The 21002-nt window shown below is 59.8% G+C and carries 12 protein-coding genes, 5 tRNA genes and 3 pseudogenes; 16 read left to right on the top strand and 4 right to left on the bottom strand.

Going from position 1 to position 21002, the window contains the following annotated elements; all coding sequences use genetic code 11:
* Nucleotides 1-15 precede the first annotated feature (15 nt).
* From ACTG2S_RS17565 to ACTG2S_RS17530, 8 genes and pseudogenes are all read left to right on the top strand, one after another.
* On the top strand, nucleotides 16-2997 hold the full coding sequence (locus ACTG2S_RS17565; RefSeq protein ID WP_439983019.1) for a M66 family metalloprotease: 2982 nt from the start codon (nucleotides 16-18) through the stop codon (nucleotides 2995-2997).
* A gap of 79 nt (nucleotides 2998-3076) precedes the next feature.
* A complete protein-coding gene (locus ACTG2S_RS17560; protein ID WP_439983017.1) occupies nucleotides 3077-4993 on the top strand; it encodes a glycoside hydrolase family 19 protein in 1917 nt (638 codons plus the stop codon).
* 788 nt (nucleotides 4994-5781) lie between these two features.
* Nucleotides 5782-5857 (top strand) — tRNA-Ala (locus ACTG2S_RS17555).
* 28 nt (nucleotides 5858-5885) lie between these two features.
* Nucleotides 5886-5961 (top strand) — tRNA-Ala (locus ACTG2S_RS17550).
* 65 nt (nucleotides 5962-6026) lie between these two features.
* Nucleotides 6027-6102: transfer RNA gene (locus ACTG2S_RS17545), tRNA-Ala, on the top strand.
* A 48-nt stretch (nucleotides 6103-6150) separates the two neighbouring features.
* Nucleotides 6151-6226 (top strand) — tRNA-Ala (locus tag ACTG2S_RS17540).
* A 33-nt stretch (nucleotides 6227-6259) separates the two neighbouring features.
* Nucleotides 6260-6335 (top strand) — tRNA-Ala (locus ACTG2S_RS17535).
* Between the two features lie 111 nt (nucleotides 6336-6446).
* Nucleotides 6447-7537 (top strand): annotated as a pseudogene (locus tag ACTG2S_RS17530) (IS3 family transposase); the annotation flags it as partial.
* A 69-nt stretch (nucleotides 7538-7606) separates the two neighbouring features.
* On the opposite strand, the pseudogene ACTG2S_RS17525 reads toward ACTG2S_RS17530, so the two are convergent.
* Nucleotides 7607-8767: pseudogene (locus ACTG2S_RS17525) on the bottom strand (IS3 family transposase).
* Nucleotides 8768-8826: 59 nt separating this feature from the next.
* On the opposite strand from ACTG2S_RS17525, the pseudogene ACTG2S_RS17520 reads away from it, so the two are divergent.
* Nucleotides 8827-9318 (top strand): annotated as a pseudogene (locus tag ACTG2S_RS17520) (chitinase C-terminal domain-containing protein); the annotation flags it as partial.
* Between the two features lie 139 nt (nucleotides 9319-9457).
* Nucleotides 9458-10402, top strand: a complete 945-nt coding sequence (locus ACTG2S_RS17515) for a chemotaxis protein CheV (RefSeq protein ID WP_005335238.1) — start codon at nucleotides 9458-9460, stop codon at nucleotides 10400-10402.
* Nucleotides 10403-10584: 182 nt separating this feature from the next.
* Here ACTG2S_RS17515 and ACTG2S_RS17510 read toward each other — a convergent pair whose 3' ends face one another.
* Complete coding sequence (locus ACTG2S_RS17510; protein WP_106842862.1) at nucleotides 10585-11196, bottom strand: arylesterase; 612 nt, start codon at nucleotides 11194-11196, stop codon at nucleotides 10585-10587.
* A 56-nt stretch (nucleotides 11197-11252) separates the two neighbouring features.
* Here ACTG2S_RS17510 and ACTG2S_RS17505 point away from each other — a divergent pair, with 56 nt between their 5' ends.
* Nucleotides 11253-11948 carry an ABC transporter ATP-binding protein gene (locus ACTG2S_RS17505; protein WP_274160772.1) on the top strand — a complete coding sequence of 232 codons (696 nt, stop codon included), beginning with the start codon at nucleotides 11253-11255 and terminating at the stop codon, nucleotides 11946-11948.
* A gap of 36 nt (nucleotides 11949-11984) precedes the next feature.
* A complete protein-coding gene (locus ACTG2S_RS17500) occupies nucleotides 11985-14432 on the top strand; it encodes an ABC transporter permease (protein WP_274160773.1) in 2448 nt (815 codons plus the stop codon).
* A gap of 127 nt (nucleotides 14433-14559) precedes the next feature.
* On the opposite strand, the gene ACTG2S_RS17495 is transcribed toward ACTG2S_RS17500, so the two are convergent.
* On the bottom strand, nucleotides 14560-15465 hold the full coding sequence (locus ACTG2S_RS17495) for a TIGR01777 family oxidoreductase (protein ID WP_274160774.1): 906 nt from the start codon (nucleotides 15463-15465) through the stop codon (nucleotides 14560-14562).
* A gap of 252 nt (nucleotides 15466-15717) precedes the next feature.
* On the opposite strand from ACTG2S_RS17495, the gene ACTG2S_RS17490 reads away from it, so the two are divergent.
* Entirely contained in the window at nucleotides 15718-17247 is a 1530-nt protein-coding gene (locus tag ACTG2S_RS17490; RefSeq protein ID WP_439983016.1) for an EAL domain-containing protein, read from the top strand.
* A gap of 74 nt (nucleotides 17248-17321) precedes the next feature.
* Here ACTG2S_RS17490 and ACTG2S_RS17485 read toward each other — a convergent pair whose 3' ends face one another.
* Nucleotides 17322-18503, bottom strand: coding sequence for an aminotransferase-like domain-containing protein (locus tag ACTG2S_RS17485; protein ID WP_274160776.1), 1182 nt, complete (start codon nucleotides 18501-18503; stop codon nucleotides 17322-17324).
* Between the two features lie 349 nt (nucleotides 18504-18852).
* Between ACTG2S_RS17485 and trmB the strand changes: the two genes are divergently transcribed.
* From trmB to glsB, 3 genes are all read left to right on the top strand, one after another.
* A complete protein-coding gene (trmB, locus tag ACTG2S_RS17480; RefSeq protein ID WP_005335228.1) occupies nucleotides 18853-19566 on the top strand; it encodes a tRNA (guanosine(46)-N7)-methyltransferase TrmB in 714 nt (237 codons plus the stop codon).
* 48 nt (nucleotides 19567-19614) lie between these two features.
* Nucleotides 19615-19947 (top strand): YggL family protein, encoded by a 333-nt coding sequence (locus ACTG2S_RS17475; protein ID WP_376891742.1) that lies wholly within the window; start codon nucleotides 19615-19617, stop codon nucleotides 19945-19947.
* A gap of 122 nt (nucleotides 19948-20069) precedes the next feature.
* Nucleotides 20070-20990 (top strand): glutaminase B, encoded by a 921-nt coding sequence (glsB, locus tag ACTG2S_RS17470; protein ID WP_005348151.1) that lies wholly within the window; start codon nucleotides 20070-20072, stop codon nucleotides 20988-20990.
* Nucleotides 20991-21002 lie beyond the last annotated feature (12 nt).

Genomic DNA, 21002 nt, shown 5'->3' with positions numbered 1-21002 from the left:
AACGAGAACCCGACAATGACCACAAATGTGACCCGAATCGCTGCCCTCATCATGGCAACCCTGGCGGCTGGCCCCCTGTCTGCCACCACCTCGCCCCTGATATTCAATGACACGACCCCGCAAAGCGATCTGGCGGGTAGCCTGGCTGCCAGCGTGCAGTTTGCCCAGAGCCAGATCCTGCCTTCCCATCCCAAAGAGGGGGATCGCCAACCCATCCTGACCAGCCTGCGCAAGAGCCTGCTGCTGGTTAAACCGCTCCAGGCCGACGGGGTGACCCCCATAACGGTGGAGGCCCGTGACGGCAGCGGCGAGCTGCTGGGCACCCTGACCTTGTCGCCGCCATCGGCGCTGCCAGAGACTGTCTACCACCTCGCGGGGGCTCCAGAAGGGGGTGTGAGTTTCATCCCGGAGAGCGGCACCACTGCCATCATCAGCAGCAGTGCTGATTTGGCCAAACTGAACGACAAGAGCGGCGCCTTCCTCAAGGAACGGCTGACTGGTCGCGCGCTGGTGGAGATCCAGACCGCCGATGGCCGCTGGGTTCGGGATATCTACCTGCCCGTGAGCCCGGAGCTGGAGGGCAAGATGGTGCGGATCCGCTCCAGCGCCGGTTATAACTCGACGGCCTTCTATGGCGAGCGACAGGTGACCGTCTCCCGTGGCCAGACCCTGCAGTTCAAGTTTGCCAATGGGCAGTGGTTCCGCGAGGGGGAGCTGGAGAACAACCGCATCACCTATGCCCTGGATACCTGGAGTGGCGAGCTGCCTGCCGGGTGGATCCTGCCCGGACTGACCCTCTCCGTTCGACAGGGCAATCTCAGTGGTGAACTGCGTGACATCAAGGTCGGCGCCCCCGGCGAGCTGCTGCTGCACACCATCGACATCGGCATGCTTACCACGCCACGGGATCGCTTTGCCTTTGCCAATGACAAGGAGGCCCATCGCGAATACTTCCAGACCATTCCGGCCAGCCGGATGATTGTCAGTCAGTATGCACCGCTCTCCCTGCCTGAGGTGATGCTGCCCAATGGCACATTGCTAACCGATTTTGACCCGAGCGAAGGGGGCTGGCATGGCGGCACCATGCGTCAGCGCATCGGCAAGGAGCTTATCTCCCACGGTATCGACAATGCCAACTACGGCATCAACAGCAGTGCCGGTGAAGGGGAGGGGAGCCATCCCTTTGTGGTGGCCCAGCTGACGGCGCATAACAGTCGCGGCAAGTATGCCAATGGGGTTCAGGTGCACGGTGGTTCCGGTGGCGGTGGCATCGTCACGCTGGATGATTCGCTGGGCAACGAGTTCAGCCACGAGGTGGGTCACAACTTCGGCCTTGGCCACTATGTAGATGGTTTCCGCGGCTCGGTTCATCGCAGTGCCGATCAGCTCAACTCCAGTTGGGGCTGGGACAGTGACAAACACCGTTTCATCCCCAACTTCTCGCCGACCCGCACCAATGAGGATGCCTGTCTGGATGGCCAGTGCCAGCCGCCGTTCGATGGCCGCAAGTTTGGCTACGATGCGATGGCGGGCGGCAGCCCTCTCTCTGGCGCCAACCGTTTCACCCTCTATACCCCCAATTCGGCCGCCATCATCCAGCGCTTCCTGGAGAGCAAGGCGGTGTTCGATGCCAACTCGGCCACCGGCTTTAGCAAGTGGAACAGTGCGACGGCCAGGATGGAGCCCTATCAGCACACAATCGAGGGGATCGAGAAGGTCGATGCCCCCATGGATGCCCTGAGCGAGGACGGACTGAGTGCCCTGCTGGCGGATTACGGCTTGGTCAGGGTCGCCATGTGGGACGGTCGCTGGACTCGTGATATCCGGGTGCCGGTTGCCTCTGCGGACAACCGCGGGCGCAGTCTGACCATCGATCACGGGGCCGGTTACAACAGCCACCTCTTTATCAACGGCAAGGATATCTTGGTGAGCAGGGGCTTCAAGAAGAGCTTCACCTCGGATGGCCAGAGCTGGGTGGAGGTCTCCCCCATCGATACCAAGGTTGCACGCAAGCCCGAGCAGTTCGGCGTGCGGGTGACCACCCTGGTGGGTTATTACGATCCGCAAGGAGCCCTGCGTAGCTACATCTATCCGGCTTTGCATGGCGCCTACGGCTTCACCTACCCGGATGACAGCAGCACCCTGTCCGGCAATGACTGCCAGTTGCAGGTGGAGACCCGCGATGGTCTGCAGCGCTTCAGGCTGGCCAATCACAGAGCGGCCAGCAGCGTCATGAACAAGTTCCACATCAACCTGCCCACCGCCAGCGAGCCCGGCCGCGCCACCATCCAGTGCCGTGGCCAGACACTGGTACAGCAGAGCTTGCTGCCACCGCAGCAGGCGCTCTCCTTTACCGTCAACGGGCGGCCGCTGGAGCAGGGCGTGGTTGAGAACCAGCCTCCAGTGGTGACAGTGCCGGCGCAGCTTGGCGGCATCGGCGGTGAGTGGCTGACCATCACTGCCGAGGCGAGGGATCCCGAGGGGGATGCGCTCAGCTACCGCTGGCACTTCCCGGCGGGCTGGCAGGCGGACGGCGAGACCAGTGCCAACCTGCGTCTGCTACCGCCAGCTGTCACCACCAGCGAGCAGCATGAGCTGAGTGTGAGCGTCTCGGACGGGGTACATCAGAGCGAAGGGCGCATCGTGCTGACGCTGGCGCCCGTGGTCGATGGCTCTTGCAACACCACCGATCCGGAAGCGGCGAATGTTCCCGCATGGCAGGCCAGCAAGGTCTATAACGGCGGCGACAAGGTGAGCCACAACCAGCTGGTATGGCGTGCCAAGTACTGGACTCAGGGCAATGAACCGGGCCGTGCCGCCGATCAGTGGGCGCTGGCGAGTCAGGTTGAGCTGGGCTGGAGCGCTACCGTTGCCTACAACGGCGGTGAGCTGACCAACCACAACGGCCGTCAGTGGAAGGCCAAGTGGTGGACTCAAGGCAACGAGCCGGGCAAGCACGATGTCTGGCTGGATGTCGGGGCGGCAAGCTGCCCCTAGGTTGAGTCCATGATGAAGATGGCGGAGCCTGTTCAGGCGGGCTCCGCCTTGTGCCACAAAACCATAGAGAGCAACAATAATGAAAAAAAACCGCATCACCCTTCTGCTTGCCAGCATGATGCTGAGCGGCCACCTGTGGGCGGCCGAGGCATACGACATCAACAAATCCTATCCGGGCGGCAGCCAGGTCAATTACAACGGCCAGGTTTTTGAGGCCAAGTGGTGGGTCAACCCGGGTCAGACTCCCGGCATGGCGGCCGCCAATGAGTGGGATACCCCTTGGAAGCTTGTCGGCGAAGGGGAAGTGACCCCGCCGGACACCGGTGGCGATGACAAGCCCAATCCGCCGACGCCAACCCCGCCGGATGGCAGCACCACCCCCGTCTATATGAGCCAGGCCGAGCTGGATGCCAAAGAGAAGGCGCTGACCGACTTCCCGGCGATGGAAGCGGTCAAAGCATCCATCGCTACCCGAGACAATCTGGTGGTCGAGGCGGTGCAGCCGGGTCGTGCCGACAACCCGGGCAACGTCAAGCGGGTCGAAAGCCTGCTGAGCGAGGGTCAGTTCAACTACCTCTTCCCGCTACGCGCCCCCGAGTACACCTATCGCGGCCTGCTGCAGGCGGCGGCCAAGTTCCCGGCCCTGTGCGGCGACTACAGCGATGGCCGCGATGCCGATGCCATCTGCCGCAAGACCCTGGCGACCATGTTCGCCCACTTCGCCCAGGAGACCGGTGGCCATGAAAACTGGCGCCCGGAAGCCGAGTGGCGTCAGGCGCTGGTCTACGTGCGCGAGATGGGATGGAATGAGACCATGCGCGGTGGTTACAATGCCGAGTGCCGCCCCGATGTGTGGCAGGGTCAGCAGTGGCCGTGCGGTACGTTCGACAATGGCGAGTTCAAGAGCTACTTTGGCCGCGGCGCCAAACAGCTCTCCTACAACTACAACTACGGCCCCTTCTCCGAGGCGATGTTCGGCACGGTACGCACCCTGCTCGACCGCCCCGATCTGGTGGCCGACACCTGGCTGAACCTCGCCAGTGCGGTGTTCTTCTATACCTATCCGCAGCCGCCCAAGCCCTCCATGCTCCATGTCATCGATGGCACCTGGCAGCCAAATGACCATGACAAGCAGAACGGTCTGGTGCCGGGCTTCGGGGTCACCACCCAGATCATCAACGGTGGGGTGGAGTGCGGCGGCCCGGTCGAGCACGCCCAGTCCCAGAACCGCATCAACTACTACCGCGAGTTTGCCAACTACCTCGGGGTGGCGGTGCCATCCGACGAGGTACTGGGTTGCAAGAACATGAAGGTGTTTGACGACAAGGGCGCCGGTGCCCTGCCCATCTATTGGGAGCAGGACTGGAGCTATGTGGCAGAGAACCCCAACGGCGGCAAGAGTTATGTGTGCAAGCTGGTGGGTTACCAGACCCGTTTCAGCGCCTTCAAGGCAGGGGATTACAGCCGCTGCGTTCAGCACTTCTATCCGGAGGTGGTGATCGAGGATAACGGCGGTGGCACCAACCTGCCGCCGGTGGCCAATATCACCGGCCCGGCGCAGGCCGAAGGCGGCAGCAAGGTGACCCTCTCCGGCCAGCACTCCAGCGATCCGGAAGGCAAGCCGCTCTCCTATGCCTGGACAGTCCCGGCTGGAGCCTCTGCCTCGACACTGGATCAGGTGACGCTGGAGTTGACCCTGCCCAAGCCGGCGACCGATACCAAGCTGGAGATCAAACTGACGGTCACAGATGAAGGTAATCTGAGCCGCAGCACTACCCATAGCCTGCAGGTTAAAGGGGAGGAGGGGGGCGTAACGCCGCCTGACTATCCGGCCTATAAAGAGGGGACTCCCTACAAGGCAGGCGAGCGGGTCAGCAACGGCGGTGCCAGCTACGAGTGTAAACCGCACCCCTACACCGGCTGGTGTGCCGGTGCCGCCTGGGCCTATGAGCCGGGCAAGGGCACTGCTTGGGCCGATGCCTGGATCAAACTCTGAGCCGTTTCAGGGTTACAAGGCTTGCCGACAAGCCAGCGCACTATCTGGTGCAATCATTATCTGGTGCAATAAAAGATGGGGCCTGCGGGCCCCATTCTTGTTTGGTGGAGTTCAGGTTTGGCCGTGGAACATCTGGCCCGGACAGGACAGCGCCTCGAAAGGGCTGTGTGATGATGTGTGTTGTTTTTTTATTACATTTTCCGTGAAAGGCTTTCAGCAATTACTTGCCGTAGCGGAAGTAGTATTCACGGGTGGAGGGGGCATAGGCATCTTTCTCTACAACGCCGTTCTTGGTGGTTGCACCGCGCAGGTGGAACAGGACTGCCAGATTCTCAAACATGGTTTACCTCATCGCTCTGTCATTTATGGTTATGGTGTGTGACCTAGGTCACGGTTTGATCCTATGGTCATTTGTGAGCCAGATCAACTTTCTGTGTTGTAAATTTACAAAAATCATGGAAAGGGTTTTCAAATGCAATGCCTTTTATGGAAAGGCTTTCCCGAGGTGACGGGGGAGACGCTGACGATCAGCCTGCAAAAGATGCCTGAGAGCGGGGGCGTTGCACGGGGAAAGAGGCTTGCTGCATGGCCTCTCCTTTATAGGTGCTTGAGCCGATTTATGACATAAAACAGAGAGATAGCACGCGCCTTGCTGGTAAAAACAGCGAACTGCTGCAATTTTGACTAAACGAATCAGTCGCGGTTATTTTAGGGTTGACAGCAAAGCGGGTGATGCCTATCATGCGCCTCCGTTGCCGGAGATAACTTCGTCAGCGCCGAGGTGAGTTGGGGTTATAGCTCAGCTGGGAGAGCGCTTGCATGGCATGCAAGAGGTCCGCGGTTCGATCCCGCGTAGCTCCACCAAATTATCCTCGAACAATCTGGAATCAAAGGGGTTATAGCTCAGCTGGGAGAGCGCTTGCATGGCATGCAAGAGGTCCGCGGTTCGATCCCGCGTAGCTCCACCAGATTCCTGATTGTTGTACTGAATACCCAGGGCAGTGCGGTGTTTATCACCCAAGCCGACCTTTGTGGGGTTATAGCTCAGCTGGGAGAGCGCTTGCATGGCATGCAAGAGGTCCGCGGTTCGATCCCGCGTAGCTCCACCATTATTTAGGATGAATGGCCGCCAGAACCATTCATTCAGTACCGAATTTGGGGTTATAGCTCAGCTGGGAGAGCGCTTGCATGGCATGCAAGAGGTCCGCGGTTCGATCCCGCGTAGCTCCACCAAATTCAGAGTGACGTCAGTCATTCACACAAATCGGGGTTATAGCTCAGCTGGGAGAGCGCTTGCATGGCATGCAAGAGGTCCGCGGTTCGATCCCGCGTAGCTCCACCAAATTCTTATTACAAGAAGCAAAAAGGCCACCGCATCGCGGTGGCCTTTTTGTTTTCTCTGTCCCGTCCTGAATATGGTTTACACCTTTCCCCCCAATAAATGGAGAACCCGATGGGACAAGGTGTGAAACGGACACAGCGCGATTACTCGCTGACTTTTAAACTGGCACTGGTCGAGCAAATTGAAAAAGGCGAGCTCACCTACAAACAGGCTCAGGTGCGTTATGGCATTCAGGGCCGCTCCACCGTTCTGGTATGGTTGCGTAAACATGGTCGGCAAGATTGGAGCCAGGGGGCTTCTGTGCGTGCCGGCAGGAGCATCACCATGCCTGACCCCGACAACCAGACACCCGAACAGCGCATCAAGGAACTCGAGCAACAGCTGGCGCTGATGAGTCAGAAGGCCCAGTTTTTTGAGGCCGTCGTCGATGTACTGAAGAATGACTACGGTGTCTCCATCGTAAAAAAGCGACCCGGCAAGTCCTCTCGCAGCGGCAAGTCGAGAGGCTGAGCATTGTCAGGGCTTGCCTGTTTCTGGGGATAAGCCGGCAGGCTTACTACAAGCGCAATCGGGTCGCCGACGAGCGCCATGCTTAGGGATTGCAGGTGGTGCGCTTCGTGCGTCAGGTTCGACTGCGACAACCGCGGGTCGGCACTCGCAAGCTGCATTATCTGCTGCAGGGTCAGGATGATGGCGGGCTCAAGGTCGGGCGGGACAGGCTGTTTCGGATATTGGCCGAGCACCGCCTGCTGGTGCAGCCCAGGCGGGCGTATCACAAGACCACCCACAGTTTTCACCGTTTCTACCGTCATCCCAACTTGCTCAAGGCGGGGCCAGAGCAGGTTACGCCGGTGGCCCCGGAGCAGGTCTGGGTCGCTGATATCACCTATCTGCCAGCCAGGAGCGGACCGCTGTACCTGAGCCTGGTGACGGATGCCGACTCACGCAAGATAGTGGGCCATCACGTGCACGAAGGGATGCACGCCAAGTCGGTGGCGATGGCGTTCAAGAAAGCGCTGAAGCAACGGAGTGGCGGCGGGGAGCTTATCCATCACTCGGACCGCGGCGTGCAGTATTGCTCGGGGCTGTATCAGTCACTACATGAACGGTACGGGGTGAAATGCTCGATGACGGATGGGTATGACTGTTATCAGAATGCGTTGGCGGAGCGGGTGAACGGGATTTTGAAAGGAGAGTTATTGGGTAATGACTCCAAACAGTTGAAATGGTGTCTTTCTATAAAGGCACCAATCACTTTCTCGTTGTAGTGGTCAACTAAATCCGGACACTTGGTTAGGCCGAGTCTCGGCTTTTGCTGGCGGTATTCCATCATTGTGTTGATGTGGACGCCGCCAGTTGTAGTAATCCATCAGGTAGTAACTGATATCCCGCTTTGCCTGCCGCAAGCTCATATATCCCATAGCCGGGAGCCACTCTGACTTCAGGCTTCTGAACAACCGTTCCATCGGGGCGTTCCCAGCAGTTGCCACGCCGACTCATGCTCTGGGTCATGCGATAGCGCCACAGTCGTTGCCGAAATGCCCTACTGCCATATTGGCTGCCCTGGTCGGAGTGAAACAACACACCAGAGGGGCAACCCCGCTGCTGATAGGCCATCTCCAATGCTTTGATGGCCAGTGCTGCATCAGGCTTGTCAGACATCGCCCAGCCCACGACCCGCCTGGTATGAAGGTCGAGCACTGCGGCCAGGTAATGCCAACAACCTCCGACCCAGACGTAGGTAATATCACCACACCACACCTGATTGGGTTGCGGAACATCAAATTCACGGACCAGCAGATTGGGAATGTCCGGTCGTTCAGACCGAGCGACCTGATAGCGATGAGCGCCCGGCTGTTTGGATACCAGCCCGGCCTCCTTCATCAGGTTACGTACTTTGAATCGGTCAATCTGATGCCCCAACTCTCGCATCATAGACATCAAGGCGCGGCTGCCCGCTGAGTTCCGGCTTTCTTTGAACAAACGGCGCAAATCACAGCGCTGTTGCATACGTTCACGGTTAATCGCTCGCCTGCGAGCCAGATAATCGTAAAAACAGGAGGTGGGAACATCGAAGGCGCAGCAGACCAGAGTGATGGGGGCTTGCTCCCTTAATCGGTCTATCAGCGCGTACGTGTGAACTCGTCCGCCATCAAGAGAGCAGTAGCCTTTTTTAGAATGTCCTTCTCACGTTCGAGCCGGTTGATGCGGGCTTCCAGCTCCTGAATTTTTTGCTGCTCCGGAGTCAGTGCTTTTCCGATTGGGGTTGTACCAGTTCGTTCGGATTGCAGTTGCTGAACCCAGCGGCGCAGTACGGTTTCACCGACATCCAGTGAACGGCTGGCTTCAGGGACAGAATATCCTTGGTCGAGCACCAAGGATGCGGCTTCGAGTTTGAATTCGGCAGTAAATGAACGACGTAATCTTGTCATTGAACACCTCAGGTCATGGTGGCGACTGTACCACCTAAAATGGTGTCCGGGATGATTAGACCACTACAGACACCATCACGGATCAGAGTGGCATGGGCCTGAAAGTGGTGGAGAGCGGTGGCAACGACAACTCGGAAGGCATTGCGGGCGAGAAGGACTTCCACAAGGTCGCCATGAACCTGCCGGGTTGGCAGACTCTGGCGCCGGGGGCCGAGATTGAAGTCGCCATGACTTACTACCTGCCCGCCGCTGGCGTGCCGAGCGGTATGCGCATCATCAGCGGCAGCCAGACCATTGGTCTCAAGGCCGAGTTCCCGACCTTGCCGGAGGCCGTGCTGGGCTCGGGTGGCGGTGAGAATCCGGGCACCAGCTGCAGCAGCCAGAACGTCAATCCGGCGGCCTACAAGGCCTATCCGAGCTGGCCGCAGGGGGATCATGCCAATGGCGGCGATCGCATCACCCATAACAAGGTGGTGTGGCAAGCAAACTGGTGGACCAGCAGCGAGCCCAAGGCAACCGATGGCAGCTGGAAGTCTGTCTGTAGCTATTGATTTTAAAATCAATGAGATAAGTGAGGCTTCGGCCTCACTTTTTTTGTCTGGTTGGTCGCTCTGGTTGAAAATGCGCCTGCCTTTCCTGGCGGGCAGCCTCTATAATAGAGTCGATTAATAATCAGATGGATATCAGCGTATGGCGAGTATATTGGATTCCGTTGATCAACGAACTCAACTGGTGGGGGAAAACCGCCTCGAGTTGTTGATGTTTCGTCTCGGCACCCGTCAGATGTTCGCCATCAACGTCTTCAAGGTACGGGAAGTGGTCAAGTTGCCCCATCTGAGCAAGATGCCGGGCTCCCATCACAATATCAGCGGGGTGGCCAATATCCGCGGTACCTCGATCCCGGTGATCAACCTGCGCAGCGCCATCGGTATGCGCCCCATGCCCATCGACAGTGAATCCAACCTCATCATCACCGAGTACAACCGCACCATTCAGGGCTTTCTGGTGGGGCAGGTGGCCAACATCGTCAACATGACCTGGAAGGATATACTGCCACCGCCGCGCTCTGCCGGGCGTGCCAACTACCTCACCGCCATCACCCGCATTCCCGAAGATGGAGTGGATCAGATCGTCGAGATCATCGATGTGGAGAAGGTGCTGGCGGAGATCATCACCTATGACATCCGCATCTCCGAAGAGGTGCTGGATCGGGAGATCCTGCCCGAGATGCATGGCCGCAAAGTGCTGATCGTCGATGACTCCAGCACCGCCCGCAATCTGGTGCGCGAGACCCTGGGCCAGCTTGGGCTTGAGGTGATCGAGTGTCAGGATGGTTTGCAGGCGCTGACCCTGCTCAAGGGGTGGTGCGATGCTGGCAAGAAGGTGACCGACGAGATCCTGCTGATGATCACCGATGCCGAAATGCCGGAGATGGACGGCTACCGCCTGACCCACGAGGTGCGCAGCGATCCGCGTATGTCCGATCTCTTTATCACCCTCAATACCTCCCTGAGCGGCAACTTCAACGAAGCCATGGTCAAGAAGGTGGGGTGCGACCGATTTATCTCCAAATTCCAGCCAGACTTGCTGGTCGGCGTGGCCCAGGAGCGGCTGCGCCAGGTGCTGGAAAGCTGAGACGCTGCCTGCCGGTTATGCTAAATCATTAACAACACATCCCGCTTCGGCGGGATGTGTTGTTATTGGGTATTGGCGATGGATTGGTTGAATCAAGGTGCCACGCAGAGATCGTCGACCATTCAAAACATCCGATTTTGGCGGGATATTTTGTTATGGGATATTGGTGATAGACGGCGGGCTTATTGGCTGAGCAGCGGCTCCATAAAGCGGGCGACTTTATCGCGGATTTGGGGCTGGGCCGCCGGGGTGGGATGAATGCCATCGTTCATCATAAGTTCAGGGCGCAGCGCAATATCATCCATAAAGAAGGGCAGCAGGGGCAGATCGTTAGCCTGGGCCAACTCGGGAAAGATCTGTTCGAACTGGCGCAGATAGCGGGCACCGTAGTTGCGGGGCAGCTGGATTTGGGTCAACACCACACGGGTCTGCTGCTCCTTGGCGAGCGCGATCATGCTGGCCAGATTTTGGCGGGTAATGGTCGGTGCGAAGCCGCGCAGGCCATCGTTGCCCCCCAGTTCGATCAGCAGCCAGTCCGGCTTGTGCTCCTTCAGCAGCGCGGGCAGACGGGCCAGCGCCCCTTGTGTCGTTTCACCGCTGATGCTGGCATTGAGCAGGGTGTGTTTGCCCCCCTCCTCCTGCCATTTCTGGTTGAGCAGGGCGGGCCAGCTCTGCTCAACCTGCATCTGATAGCCGGCGCTCAGGCTGTCTCCCAGTACCAGCAGGGTCTGGGCCTGAGCCGACGAGAGCAGGCTGCCGAGGCCAACGAACAAGACAAACAGAATACGCACCATCAATTCAACTCCCGCTATGGATTGTCATCAAGGGATTGGAACAAAGGATACAGAGCATGAGTTCAACCCCCATTATTGTCGTCAAGGGCCTCGGCAAATCGGTTCGCCTCGGCCAGGAAAGCCTCACCATCCTTGAAGGGATCGATCTGCAAGTCAATAGCGGCGAGACGGTGGCTCTGGTCGGTGCCTCCGGCTCCGGCAAGTCCACCCTGCTGGGGCTGCTGGCCGGGCTCGATCTGCCGAGTCAGGGAGATATCGAAATCCTCGGCAAATCCCTTGGCGAGCTGGATGAGGAGGGGCGGGCCCGATTGCGCGCCGAGCAGATCGGCTTTGTGTTCCAGTCGTTCCTGCTGCTCCCGACCATGACGGCGCTGGAGAATGTGATGCTGCCCGCCGAGCTGCGCGGCGAGCGGGATTGCGAACCAAGAGCCCGCGAGCTGCTGGCAGCGGTCGGGCTTGGTGAGCGGTTGCATCATCTGCCGCCACGGCTCTCCGGCGGTGAGCAGCAGCGGGTGGCCATTGCCCGCGCCTTTATGACTCGTCCCAGCCTGCTGTTGGCGGACGAGCCGACCGGCAACCTCGACAGCAAGACCGGCGAGAAGGTGATCGAGCTGCTGTTTGAACTCAATCGCAAGCACGGCACCACGCTAGTGGTAGTGACCCATGACCATCAGCTGGCCGAGCGTTGCAAGCGGCAACTGGTCATGACGGCGGGTCGGCTGGATCGCGAGGTGGCCCATGATGTGGTGTAACGGGGTGAGCTGCGGGTCAGGCGGGAGATGCAAGGGATGATGCAGTGGCGATTGGGATGGCGACTGCTGCGCCGGGAAGGTTTCAGCGGCGAGCTGCGCTGGTTTGTGCTGGCGCTAGCGCTTAGCGTGGCGTGTGTCTTGAGTGTGGCATTGGTGGCGGATCGGCTCGATGCCGGACTCAAGGCGTCGGGCCGCGACTTTATCGGAGCGGATCGGGTGCTGCGCACCGCCGCCGCCCTGCCGGATGGCTGGCTAGCCCGGGCTAAACAGGATGGCTTGGCGGTGCAGACCACCGTCAGCTTCAACAGCATGCTGTTTCACGGCGACGCGCTGCAGCTTGCCTCCATTCGGGCGGTGCCCGATGGTTTTCCCTTCTACGGCAAGCTCACTCTGGAACCTGCCCGTGCCCCGGCCCCCGGCGAGATCTGGCTCTCCGCCCGGGTGATGCAGCTGCTTAAGGCCAAAACGGGGGATGAGCTGGAGGTGGGCAATACGGTGCTCAAGGTGGCAGGCCTGCTTGGCGAGGAGCCCGATCAGGGCTTCAGCCCCTTCCTGCTGGCGCCGCGGGCGCTGATCCACAGTGCCGATATCGAGGCGACCGGTGCCCTGCTCCCCGGCAGCCGCCAGCAGTGGCGCTATCTGTTCAAGGGGCCGAGAGAGTCGCTGGCCCGTTACGAGCAATGGTTGTTGCCGCAATTGCAGGCCGGACAGAAGTGGATCAAACCGGATGACAGCGAATCCCAAGTGGGTCGCTCGCTGGCCAATGCCGAGCGTTTCTTCCGGCTTGCCTCGTTAAGCGGGGTGTTGCTGGGGGCGCTGGCGATGGGGATTGCGGTGCGCCACTTTGCCGAGCGCCAGACCAATATGGTGGCGCTGCTCAAGACGCTGGGGGCATCCCGTCGCTCGCTCTGGCAACTGATGGGAACCCTGCTGCTGTCGCTGACGCTGATCGGTGCGCTGCTGGGTCTGGTAGCGGGCACCGTCATGCAGTGGATCACCTTGCAACTGTTGGGGGACCTGCTGCCGCCGGATCTGCCACCCCCCTCCTGGCGCCCCTTTGCGCTGGGGGTGGCGGTAGCGCTCTTTATCACCCTGCTGCTCGCTTTTGTGCCCTTCTTGCGTCTGCTGAAGGTGCCGCCGCTGCGGGTATTGCGCCGGGAGCTGGAGGCGGGTATTCCCCCCTGGCTGGCCCTGCCGGTCGGCCTGTTCGGGCTGTTTGCGTTGGTCTGGGGCTTTACCGCCGATGTGCGGCTGGCGCTGGGGCTGGTGGGGGGCATGGGCTTGCTGATGGGGCTGTTGGCCCTGCTGGCAGCCCTGATGTTGCGGCTGGGAGCGAGAGTGAGCGGGCCTCATGCCTTGCGGCTGGCGCTGGCCCACCTGTCGCGCGAGCGCAGTAGCGGCCTGTTCCAGCTGGCGGGCTTTGCGCTGGCGCTGATGCTGTTTGGCTTGCTCTGGGCGGCCCGGGTCGATCTGCTGGATGAGTTTTCGGCCCGTCTTCCCGTCGATGCACCCAACCGTTTTCTGGTCAATGTGGCCGAGAACGAGCGGGAGGGGATCCTGAGCGAACTGGCGGCGGCCGGGGCCAACACTTCCGACTTCTACCCCATGGTGCGCGGCAGGCTGACCCATATCGCCGGTGAGGCGGTGGGCGAGGGGGCCAGCAGTGGCCGCGAGGGGGTCGATCGGGAGCTCAACTTCACTACCACAACAACCCTGCCAATCGACAACAAGCTGGTGGCCGGGAAATGGCTTGCCGGACCCGGCGAGGTGTCGGTGGATAGTGAGCTGGCCAAGCGGCTCGATATCAAGCTGGGGGACATGCTCGCCTTTACCATCGAGGGGCGCAGCTTTGGCGCCAGGGTCACCAGTTTGCGCAGCATCAAGTGGGACAATATGCGTCCCAACTTCTACATGATCTTCTCCGAGGATCTGCTGGCATCCTTCTCCCGTACCTGGCTTGGTAGTTACCGATTGCCCGAGGCGGGGCGCTCTGCCGAGGTGGAGTTGATCCGCCGTCACCCCACGGTGAGCCTTATCGATGTGGATGACCTGATTGCGCGGCTTACTCAGGTATCGGAGCAGGTGAGCCGGGCGCTGGCGCTGATGCTGGGGCTGGTGACAGTGGCCGCACTGCTGGTGCTGCTGACCCAGACCCAGGCCAGCATGGTTCAGCGTCGGCGCGAGCTGTTGCTGATGCGCACTCTGGGCGCCAGCAGCGATCTGCTCAGGAAGATGCTGCGCTGGGAGTTGGTGGCCAGTGGTGCGCTGGCGGGGCTCTGTGCCGCCATGGTGGTGGAGCTCTGCTCCTTTGGCCTGCAGTGGTGGTGGTTCGAGGGGCAGTGGCAGTTCCACTGGGCAATCTGGCTTGGCCTGCCGACGCTGGGGGCACTGCTGGTGACGCTGGCGGGGCAGGGGATGCAGCGCCAGCTGCTGGCTGGCACCCTGAGCGATCGGTTGCGAGGGCTGGGTCAGGGCCTGTTGTAATCCCGCCAGCGCGAACCGATACACACAAGGTGCAATAGCGCAGCCACCATAAACAAGCAGCCCGGCCATTGGCCGGGCTGCTTGCTATGCGAGGAGCTGACGAGCGGACGCCGCGAGCGGGTGTGAGTTAGCGGGACTCGCGCAGCAGATTGGTGAGGGCGTTCGGCAGCTCGGGATAGCTGAAGTGAAAACCGGCCTGTTGCAGTCGTGCTGGTATCACCTTTTGTCCGGTCAGCAGCAGATCGGCCGCTTCACCCATCACCAGTTGCAGCAGGGGGGCGGGCACGAAAAAGAGGTGCGGGCGGTGCAACGTGGTGGCAAGGGTCTGGCTGAACTCCCGGTTGCTGACTGGATGAGGGGCGGTTCCGTTGAAGATGCCGCTGCACTCTTCGTGATCCAGCAAGAACAGTATGGCGCGCACCAGATCCTGCACATGGATCCAGCTCATCATCTGGCTGCCCGATCCCATGGGGCCGCCGAGTCCGAGTCGGTAGGGGGGGAGCATTTTGGGCAGGGCGCCGCCATCCATGCCAAGCACCAGCCCGATCCGCACGATACAGACCCGGGTTTGGCGGCTCTGGGCCTCCTGCGCCAAGGTTTCCCACTGCTGGCAGAGCTGGTGGGTAAACTCATCGTTGGGGGAGCGGCACTGCTCGTCGAGGGTTTCGGTGCCCTGTCTGCCATACCAGCCGATGGCGGAGGCGTTGATCAGCACCTTGGGCGGCGTGCTGGATAGCTTGATGAGATCCACCAGCTGCTCGGTCAACAGCCAGCGGCTATCGCAGAGCAGCTGTTTGCGCGACTCGCCCCAGCGTCCGGCGGCGATGGGTTCACCGGCCAGATTGATCACCGCGTCCACGTCATTGAGGTCATCGAGCCGGTCGAGGTTATCCAATACCTTGATATCGTGACCCAGCAGGGAGTAAGCGCGGCTCCCCTGCCTGCTCAAGACCACGACCTCGTGATTGACCTTGAGATGGGCAACCAGCTTGCGGCCGATAAAGCCGGTTCCTCCGGTAATAAGAATCTTCATCGCTGCATGCTCCTGCTGCCGTTTGCTCAACTTTAATGGTGTGGCTTCCCTTCAACAAGTGAGACGTGCTTCGGGAGTTTTCTGTTTGACGTTTGTTAACTCTATCCTCTTCTTACGACATATTGTTGAACAATAGTTTGAATTGATTGATTTTTGTTGGGTGGACATTTGTTGAACAATCGCTATTATGGCGACCCTTTTCGCCTGTCCACCGAGGCTGTCACCCATTATCCGAGCATCAAAGAGGCCGCCATGCCATTTCGCCGTTTGAAACTTCGCCAGCTTTACTCGAGGATTCTGTTGGCGCTGCTGATGGGGGGCGGGATCCTGCTGCTGGGGGTTGTTGCCGTTATCTGGCAGACGGTGACGGATATAGAGCGTGATGCCGATTCACGGTTGCAGCATGCCCGTACGATGTTTGATCGCACCATCGGCCATGCCCGGCAGGCGGCCATCAATGTGGAGGGGATGCTTGGTCACTCGTGCAAGGAGGCGGCACAACTGCTGCGCGAACAGGTGGCCACGGTGCCCGATGTCCGTTCCGCCAATCTGGCTGTCGGCAGCCACATCTACTGCACCTCGCTCTATGGTGACTACGATGGCCCCTTCAATCCCGACCGCTATGTGGATGGCAGGTTGCAACTGCTGCCTGGCAATGAGGTCACACCGGATCGCCCCTTGATCGTGCTGCGTCATGAAACGGACAAGGGGAGTGTGCTGATCGGTGTAGATGGCTACTACCTGCGCAATACCCTGGAGATCTCCAGCAAGAACTCCCCGATGGCTCTCGTGGTGGGGCAGAGGGCTCTGTTTGGCTCAGGTCAGGTCGGGGCTGCGCCCTCTCCGACAGAAGAGGGTTATATTGCCCTCGCTTCGGCCGATTTCCCCTATCAGGTCGTCACCCGGGTCACGGTGCATGACTACTGGAGTCACGCATGGCGCTACTCCAGATATACCTTGTTCCTCTCTCCGCTGCTGGCGCTGCTGATTGGATTCGGCACCTTCAGGCTGATGGGGCGTAGCAGCTCACCAGCGGAGGAGCTCAAGCGGGCGTTGATCGAAGAGGAGTTTATCCCCTACCTGCAGCCGGTGGTCTCCGGTGAGGATGAGCAGTGGCGTGGCTGTGAGGTGCTGATGCGCTGGCAGCATCCCAAGCAGGGGATGATCTCGCCGGATCGCTTTATTCCGCTGGCGGAAGATAGCGGGCTGATCGTGCCCATGACCAGCCTGTTGATGGCGCAGGTGCGCGACCACTTCTCCCCTTATGCCCGCAAGCTGCCGGCAAAGTTTCATTTTTGCTTCAATATCAGCGCCAAGCACTTTCAGGATCTCGACCTGTTGGCTGACTGCAAGGCGTTTCTTGACGCATTTAAAGACAATCCCGTTGATTTGGGGCTGGAGCTGACCGAGCGTGAACTGCTGGTGGCTGATGAGACAACGGCCCGGATGTTTGCCGAGTTGCGCAAACTGGGCGTGTTGATCTCTATCGATGATTTTGGCACCGGTCACTCCAGTCTCACCTATCTGCAACAGTTTCAGGTCGATGCACTCAAGATTGATCGGAGCTTTGTGGAGATGATCGGCACGGATGCACTCTCCAGCCATATCGTTGAAAACGTGATTGATCTGGCGAAGCGACTTGAATTGATCCTGATCGCGGAGGGGGTCGAGAAGCAGTCGCAGGCGGACTACCTGCGGGCTCGCCACGTTGACTATCTGCAAGGGTATCGTTACAGCCGCCCCATCCCGATGAAGCAGTTTTGCAAGACCCTGTTTGGCTGAACGGTTGAATGGGGAGCATAAAAAAACCAGCGATCGCTCGCTGGTTTTTTGTTGGTACGGTTTGGCTTGGGCGATCAGAGCATGCGCTGGAGGGCGCGGGCCAAGCGTTTGACCCCCTCTTCAATGGTCGCTTCATCGACGCAGGAGAAGCTCAGGCGCAGGGTGTTCTTGATCTCGGGGCGCACGTAGAAGGGGGCGCCGGGCACGAAAGCCACCTTCTCCTTGATCGCCTCGTCAAACAGCGCCATGGCACTGATGTGGGCTGGCAGGGTCAGCCAGAGGAACATGCCCCCTTCCGGTCGGGTGTAGCTGACGCCGGGCGGGCAGTGACGGGCCAAAGAGGCCTCCATGGCAGCGCGCTGGCGGCCATAGACCTCCTTGATCTTCTCCAAGTGAGCGTCGAGGGAGTTGTCGGTCAGGAAGCGGTGCAGCACCTGCTGGCTGAAGGCGTTGCTGTGCAGATCGGTCGCCTGCTTGGCGATGGTCACCTTCTTGCGCAGCCACTCCGGCATCACCATCCAGCCCAGACGGAAGGCAGGCACCACGGTTTTCGAGAAAGAGCCGAGCAGCACGGTATTGTTTGGCGCCAGCTTGGCAATGGGGGGCAGATGCTCGCCCTCGAAACGCAACTCGCCGTAGGGATCATCTTCCACCATCAACAGCTCGTGGCTGATCAGCCGCTCCGCCAGTGCCTCGCGGTTGGCACGGCTGTAGGAGACACCGCTCGGGTTCTGGAAGTTGGGCACGCCGTAGAGCAGTTTGGCATTGGATCCGCTTGCCAGCAGCGCATCCAGCGCCGCCAGGTCCAGTCCCTCTTCTTCAAGGGTGATCGGCTTGAAGGTGGGCTGGTAGACAGAAAAGGCCTGAATGGCGCCAAGGTAACCCGGCTCTTCGATGATGAGATCCTGACCCTCGTCGATCAGCACTTTGCCCAGCAGATCCAGCGCCTGCTGGGAGCCGCTGGTGATGAGGATGTTGTCCGGATTGATCTGCATGCCGTGGCGGGCCAGATAGCGGTCGGCAATATATTGGCGCAGCGGGGCGAAGCCCTCGGTCGCCGCATATTGCAGGGCAGCAGCCCCCTGTTCGCGCAGTACATCCTGACAGGCCTGATCGATCGCCTTGACCGGAAACAGGTGGGGATTGGGCAGGCCACCAGCGAAGGAGATGATCTCCGGATTGGCGGCAACTTTGAGGATTTCACGGATAAAAGAAGGCTCAACCTTCTCGAAGCGCTGGGCAAAAAACGGCTGCATAGACAATTCTCTCGGCATGTGGGCGGTCGCTCCATTCGACCGCCAGGTTATCCGTTTGTATCAGATTTCAGAAATGAGGCAATGATTGTCACAAAAATCGCCAAAAAAGGGCTGGAACGACTCTACTGCGGATTATATTGGACGGTTAGTCGGTGTGGTGATGCCTGTGAGGGAGCAGGGAAGTGGATGGCCGGAATATTTGTTGCGCGAAACACTTGCGCCTTGGGCCTATCTTGGGATAATTCGCTCCCCTGTTTTCGCGGGTCGATGAAATGCCGAGCCGCGAGCGGTCCCGCTCGGGATCGGACACAAGATGTATTACCCGGATTGATGAAATAACGAGACCATTATGCCTGTGACCCAAGATGTATTTAACGAAGACGGCAAGTTCATGCGCAAGATCCGCAGCTTTGTCCGTCGCGAAGGCCGCCTGACCAAAGGGCAGGAGAAGGCCCTGGAAGAGCTTTGGCCGGTCATGGGCATCGATTTTGAGCCAAAGCAGCTCGATCTGGTCGCGCTGTTTGGCCGTGAAGCACCAGTTGTGCTGGAGATCGGCTTTGGCATGGGCGCCTCTCTGGTTGAGATGGCCAAGAATGCCCCCGAGAAGAACTTCATCGGCATCGAAGTGCACTCCCCGGGCGTGGGCGCCTGTCTGGGCACCGCTCAGGAAGCGGGCGTCACCAATCTGAAAGTGATCTGCCACGATGCGGTGGAAGTGCTGGAGCACATGATCCCGAACGGTTCACTCTCCTGCCTGCAGCTCTTTTTCCCGGATCCCTGGCACAAGAGCCGTCACCACAAGCGTCGCATCGTACAGCCTGCGTTTGCCCAGGATATTCGCCAGAAGCTGGCCATCGGTGGCGTGTTCCACATGGCGACCGACTGGGAAAACTATGCCGAGCACATGCTGGAAGTGATGAGCGCCGCCGAGGGTTACGAGAATACCTCTGCCACCGGTAACTGGGTGCCGCGTCCGGACTGGCGTCCGCTGACCAAATTTGAACAACGTGGCCACCGTCTCGGCCACGGGGTTTGGGATCTGATTTTCAAGCGTGTCAGCTAAGCTGGCACGTCAACACACCTAGCGTATCAACTAACTTGAGGAGCTATCATGGCCAATCGTAGCCGCCGCCTGCGCAAGAAACTGCGCGTCGATGAATTCCAGGAAATGGGTTTCGACATCAGTTTCAACTTCCCGGTCGGCACTGCCGAAGAGACCATCGATGCGGTAGTCGATGCGATGATCGATGAGGTTGTTGAACCCCGTAAACTGGCTTTTGCCGGCTCCGGTCACCTGGCCTGGGAAGGGATGGTCTGCACCCAGCAACTGGGCAAGTGTACCGAAGAAGACCGCGCTGCCGTCAAATCCTGGCTGGAAGGCAAGGGGATGGAAGCCGTGGTCGTTACCGAGCTGTTCGACCTCTGGTACGGTGAACCGGCCTGATACAAGGCTGCCGCATCAGGCGCCTTGTTGTGGGTAACTGAAAAATCCCGCCGCTGGCGGGATTTTTGTCAGTGGGGATGGGATTTCCACCGCTGTTTTAGTCATGGAATCGCTTATTGCTTATGGTGTTGTCATCCGAATTACTGGCCAGCATCCTTGAAGAGGTGCGCCCGTTGCTGGGACAAGGCAAGGTGGCCGACTACATTCCGGCACTGGCTCAGGTACCGGCCGATCGGCTGGGTATCGCAGTCTGTACCGTCGAGGGGGAGCTGTTCACCGCCGGTGACGCTTTTGAACCCTTCTCCATCCAGAGTATCTCCAAGGCCCTGAGCCTGACCCTGGCACTCACTCTCTATCAGGAGGAGGAGATCTGGGCCCGGGTTGGCAAGGAGCCCTCCGGCCAGCCCTTCAACTCGCTGGTGCAGCTTGAGTTCGAGCAGGGGATCCCCCGCAACCCCTTTATCAATGCTGGGGCGCTGGTGGTGAGCGATCTGCTGGAGACCCGCCTCACTGCGCCGCGTCAGCGTACCCTCGAGCTTGTGCGCCGCCTTTCCGGCAATCCGGCCATCATGGCGGATCAGGTCGTCGCCCGCTCCGAATATCAGCACTCTGCCCGCAACGCCGCCATCGCCTATCTGATGAAGGCCTATGGCAACTTCGAAAACGAAGTGGACAAGGTGCTGCAAAGCTACTTCAATGCCTGTGCCATCCGCATGAGCTGCGTCGATCTGGCGCGGGCATTCATCTATCTGGCCAACCGTGGTGTGCCACTGGGTGAGAGCGTGCCGCTGCTGCCCGCCCGCACCACCAAGCAAGTAAACGCCCTGCTCGCCACCTGCGGCCTCTATGATGAGGCGGGCGATTTTGCCTATCGGGTCGGCATGCCGGGCAAATCGGGTGTCGGCGGCGGTATCATCGCCCTGATCCCGGGCGAGCTCTGCGTCTGTGTCTGGTCGCCCGAGCTCAACAAGGCCGGTAACTCGCTGGCGGGCACGGCGGCGCTGGAACTGCTGGCCGAACGGCTGGGTCGCTCCATTTTTTAACCTTGTTCACTA

It is taken from the genome of Aeromonas sp. 82P, assembly GCF_051919365.1.
Lineage (GTDB): Bacteria > Pseudomonadota > Gammaproteobacteria > Enterobacterales > Aeromonadaceae > Aeromonas > Aeromonas veronii.
This window is presented reverse-complemented; position numbering and strand designations above follow the sequence as displayed.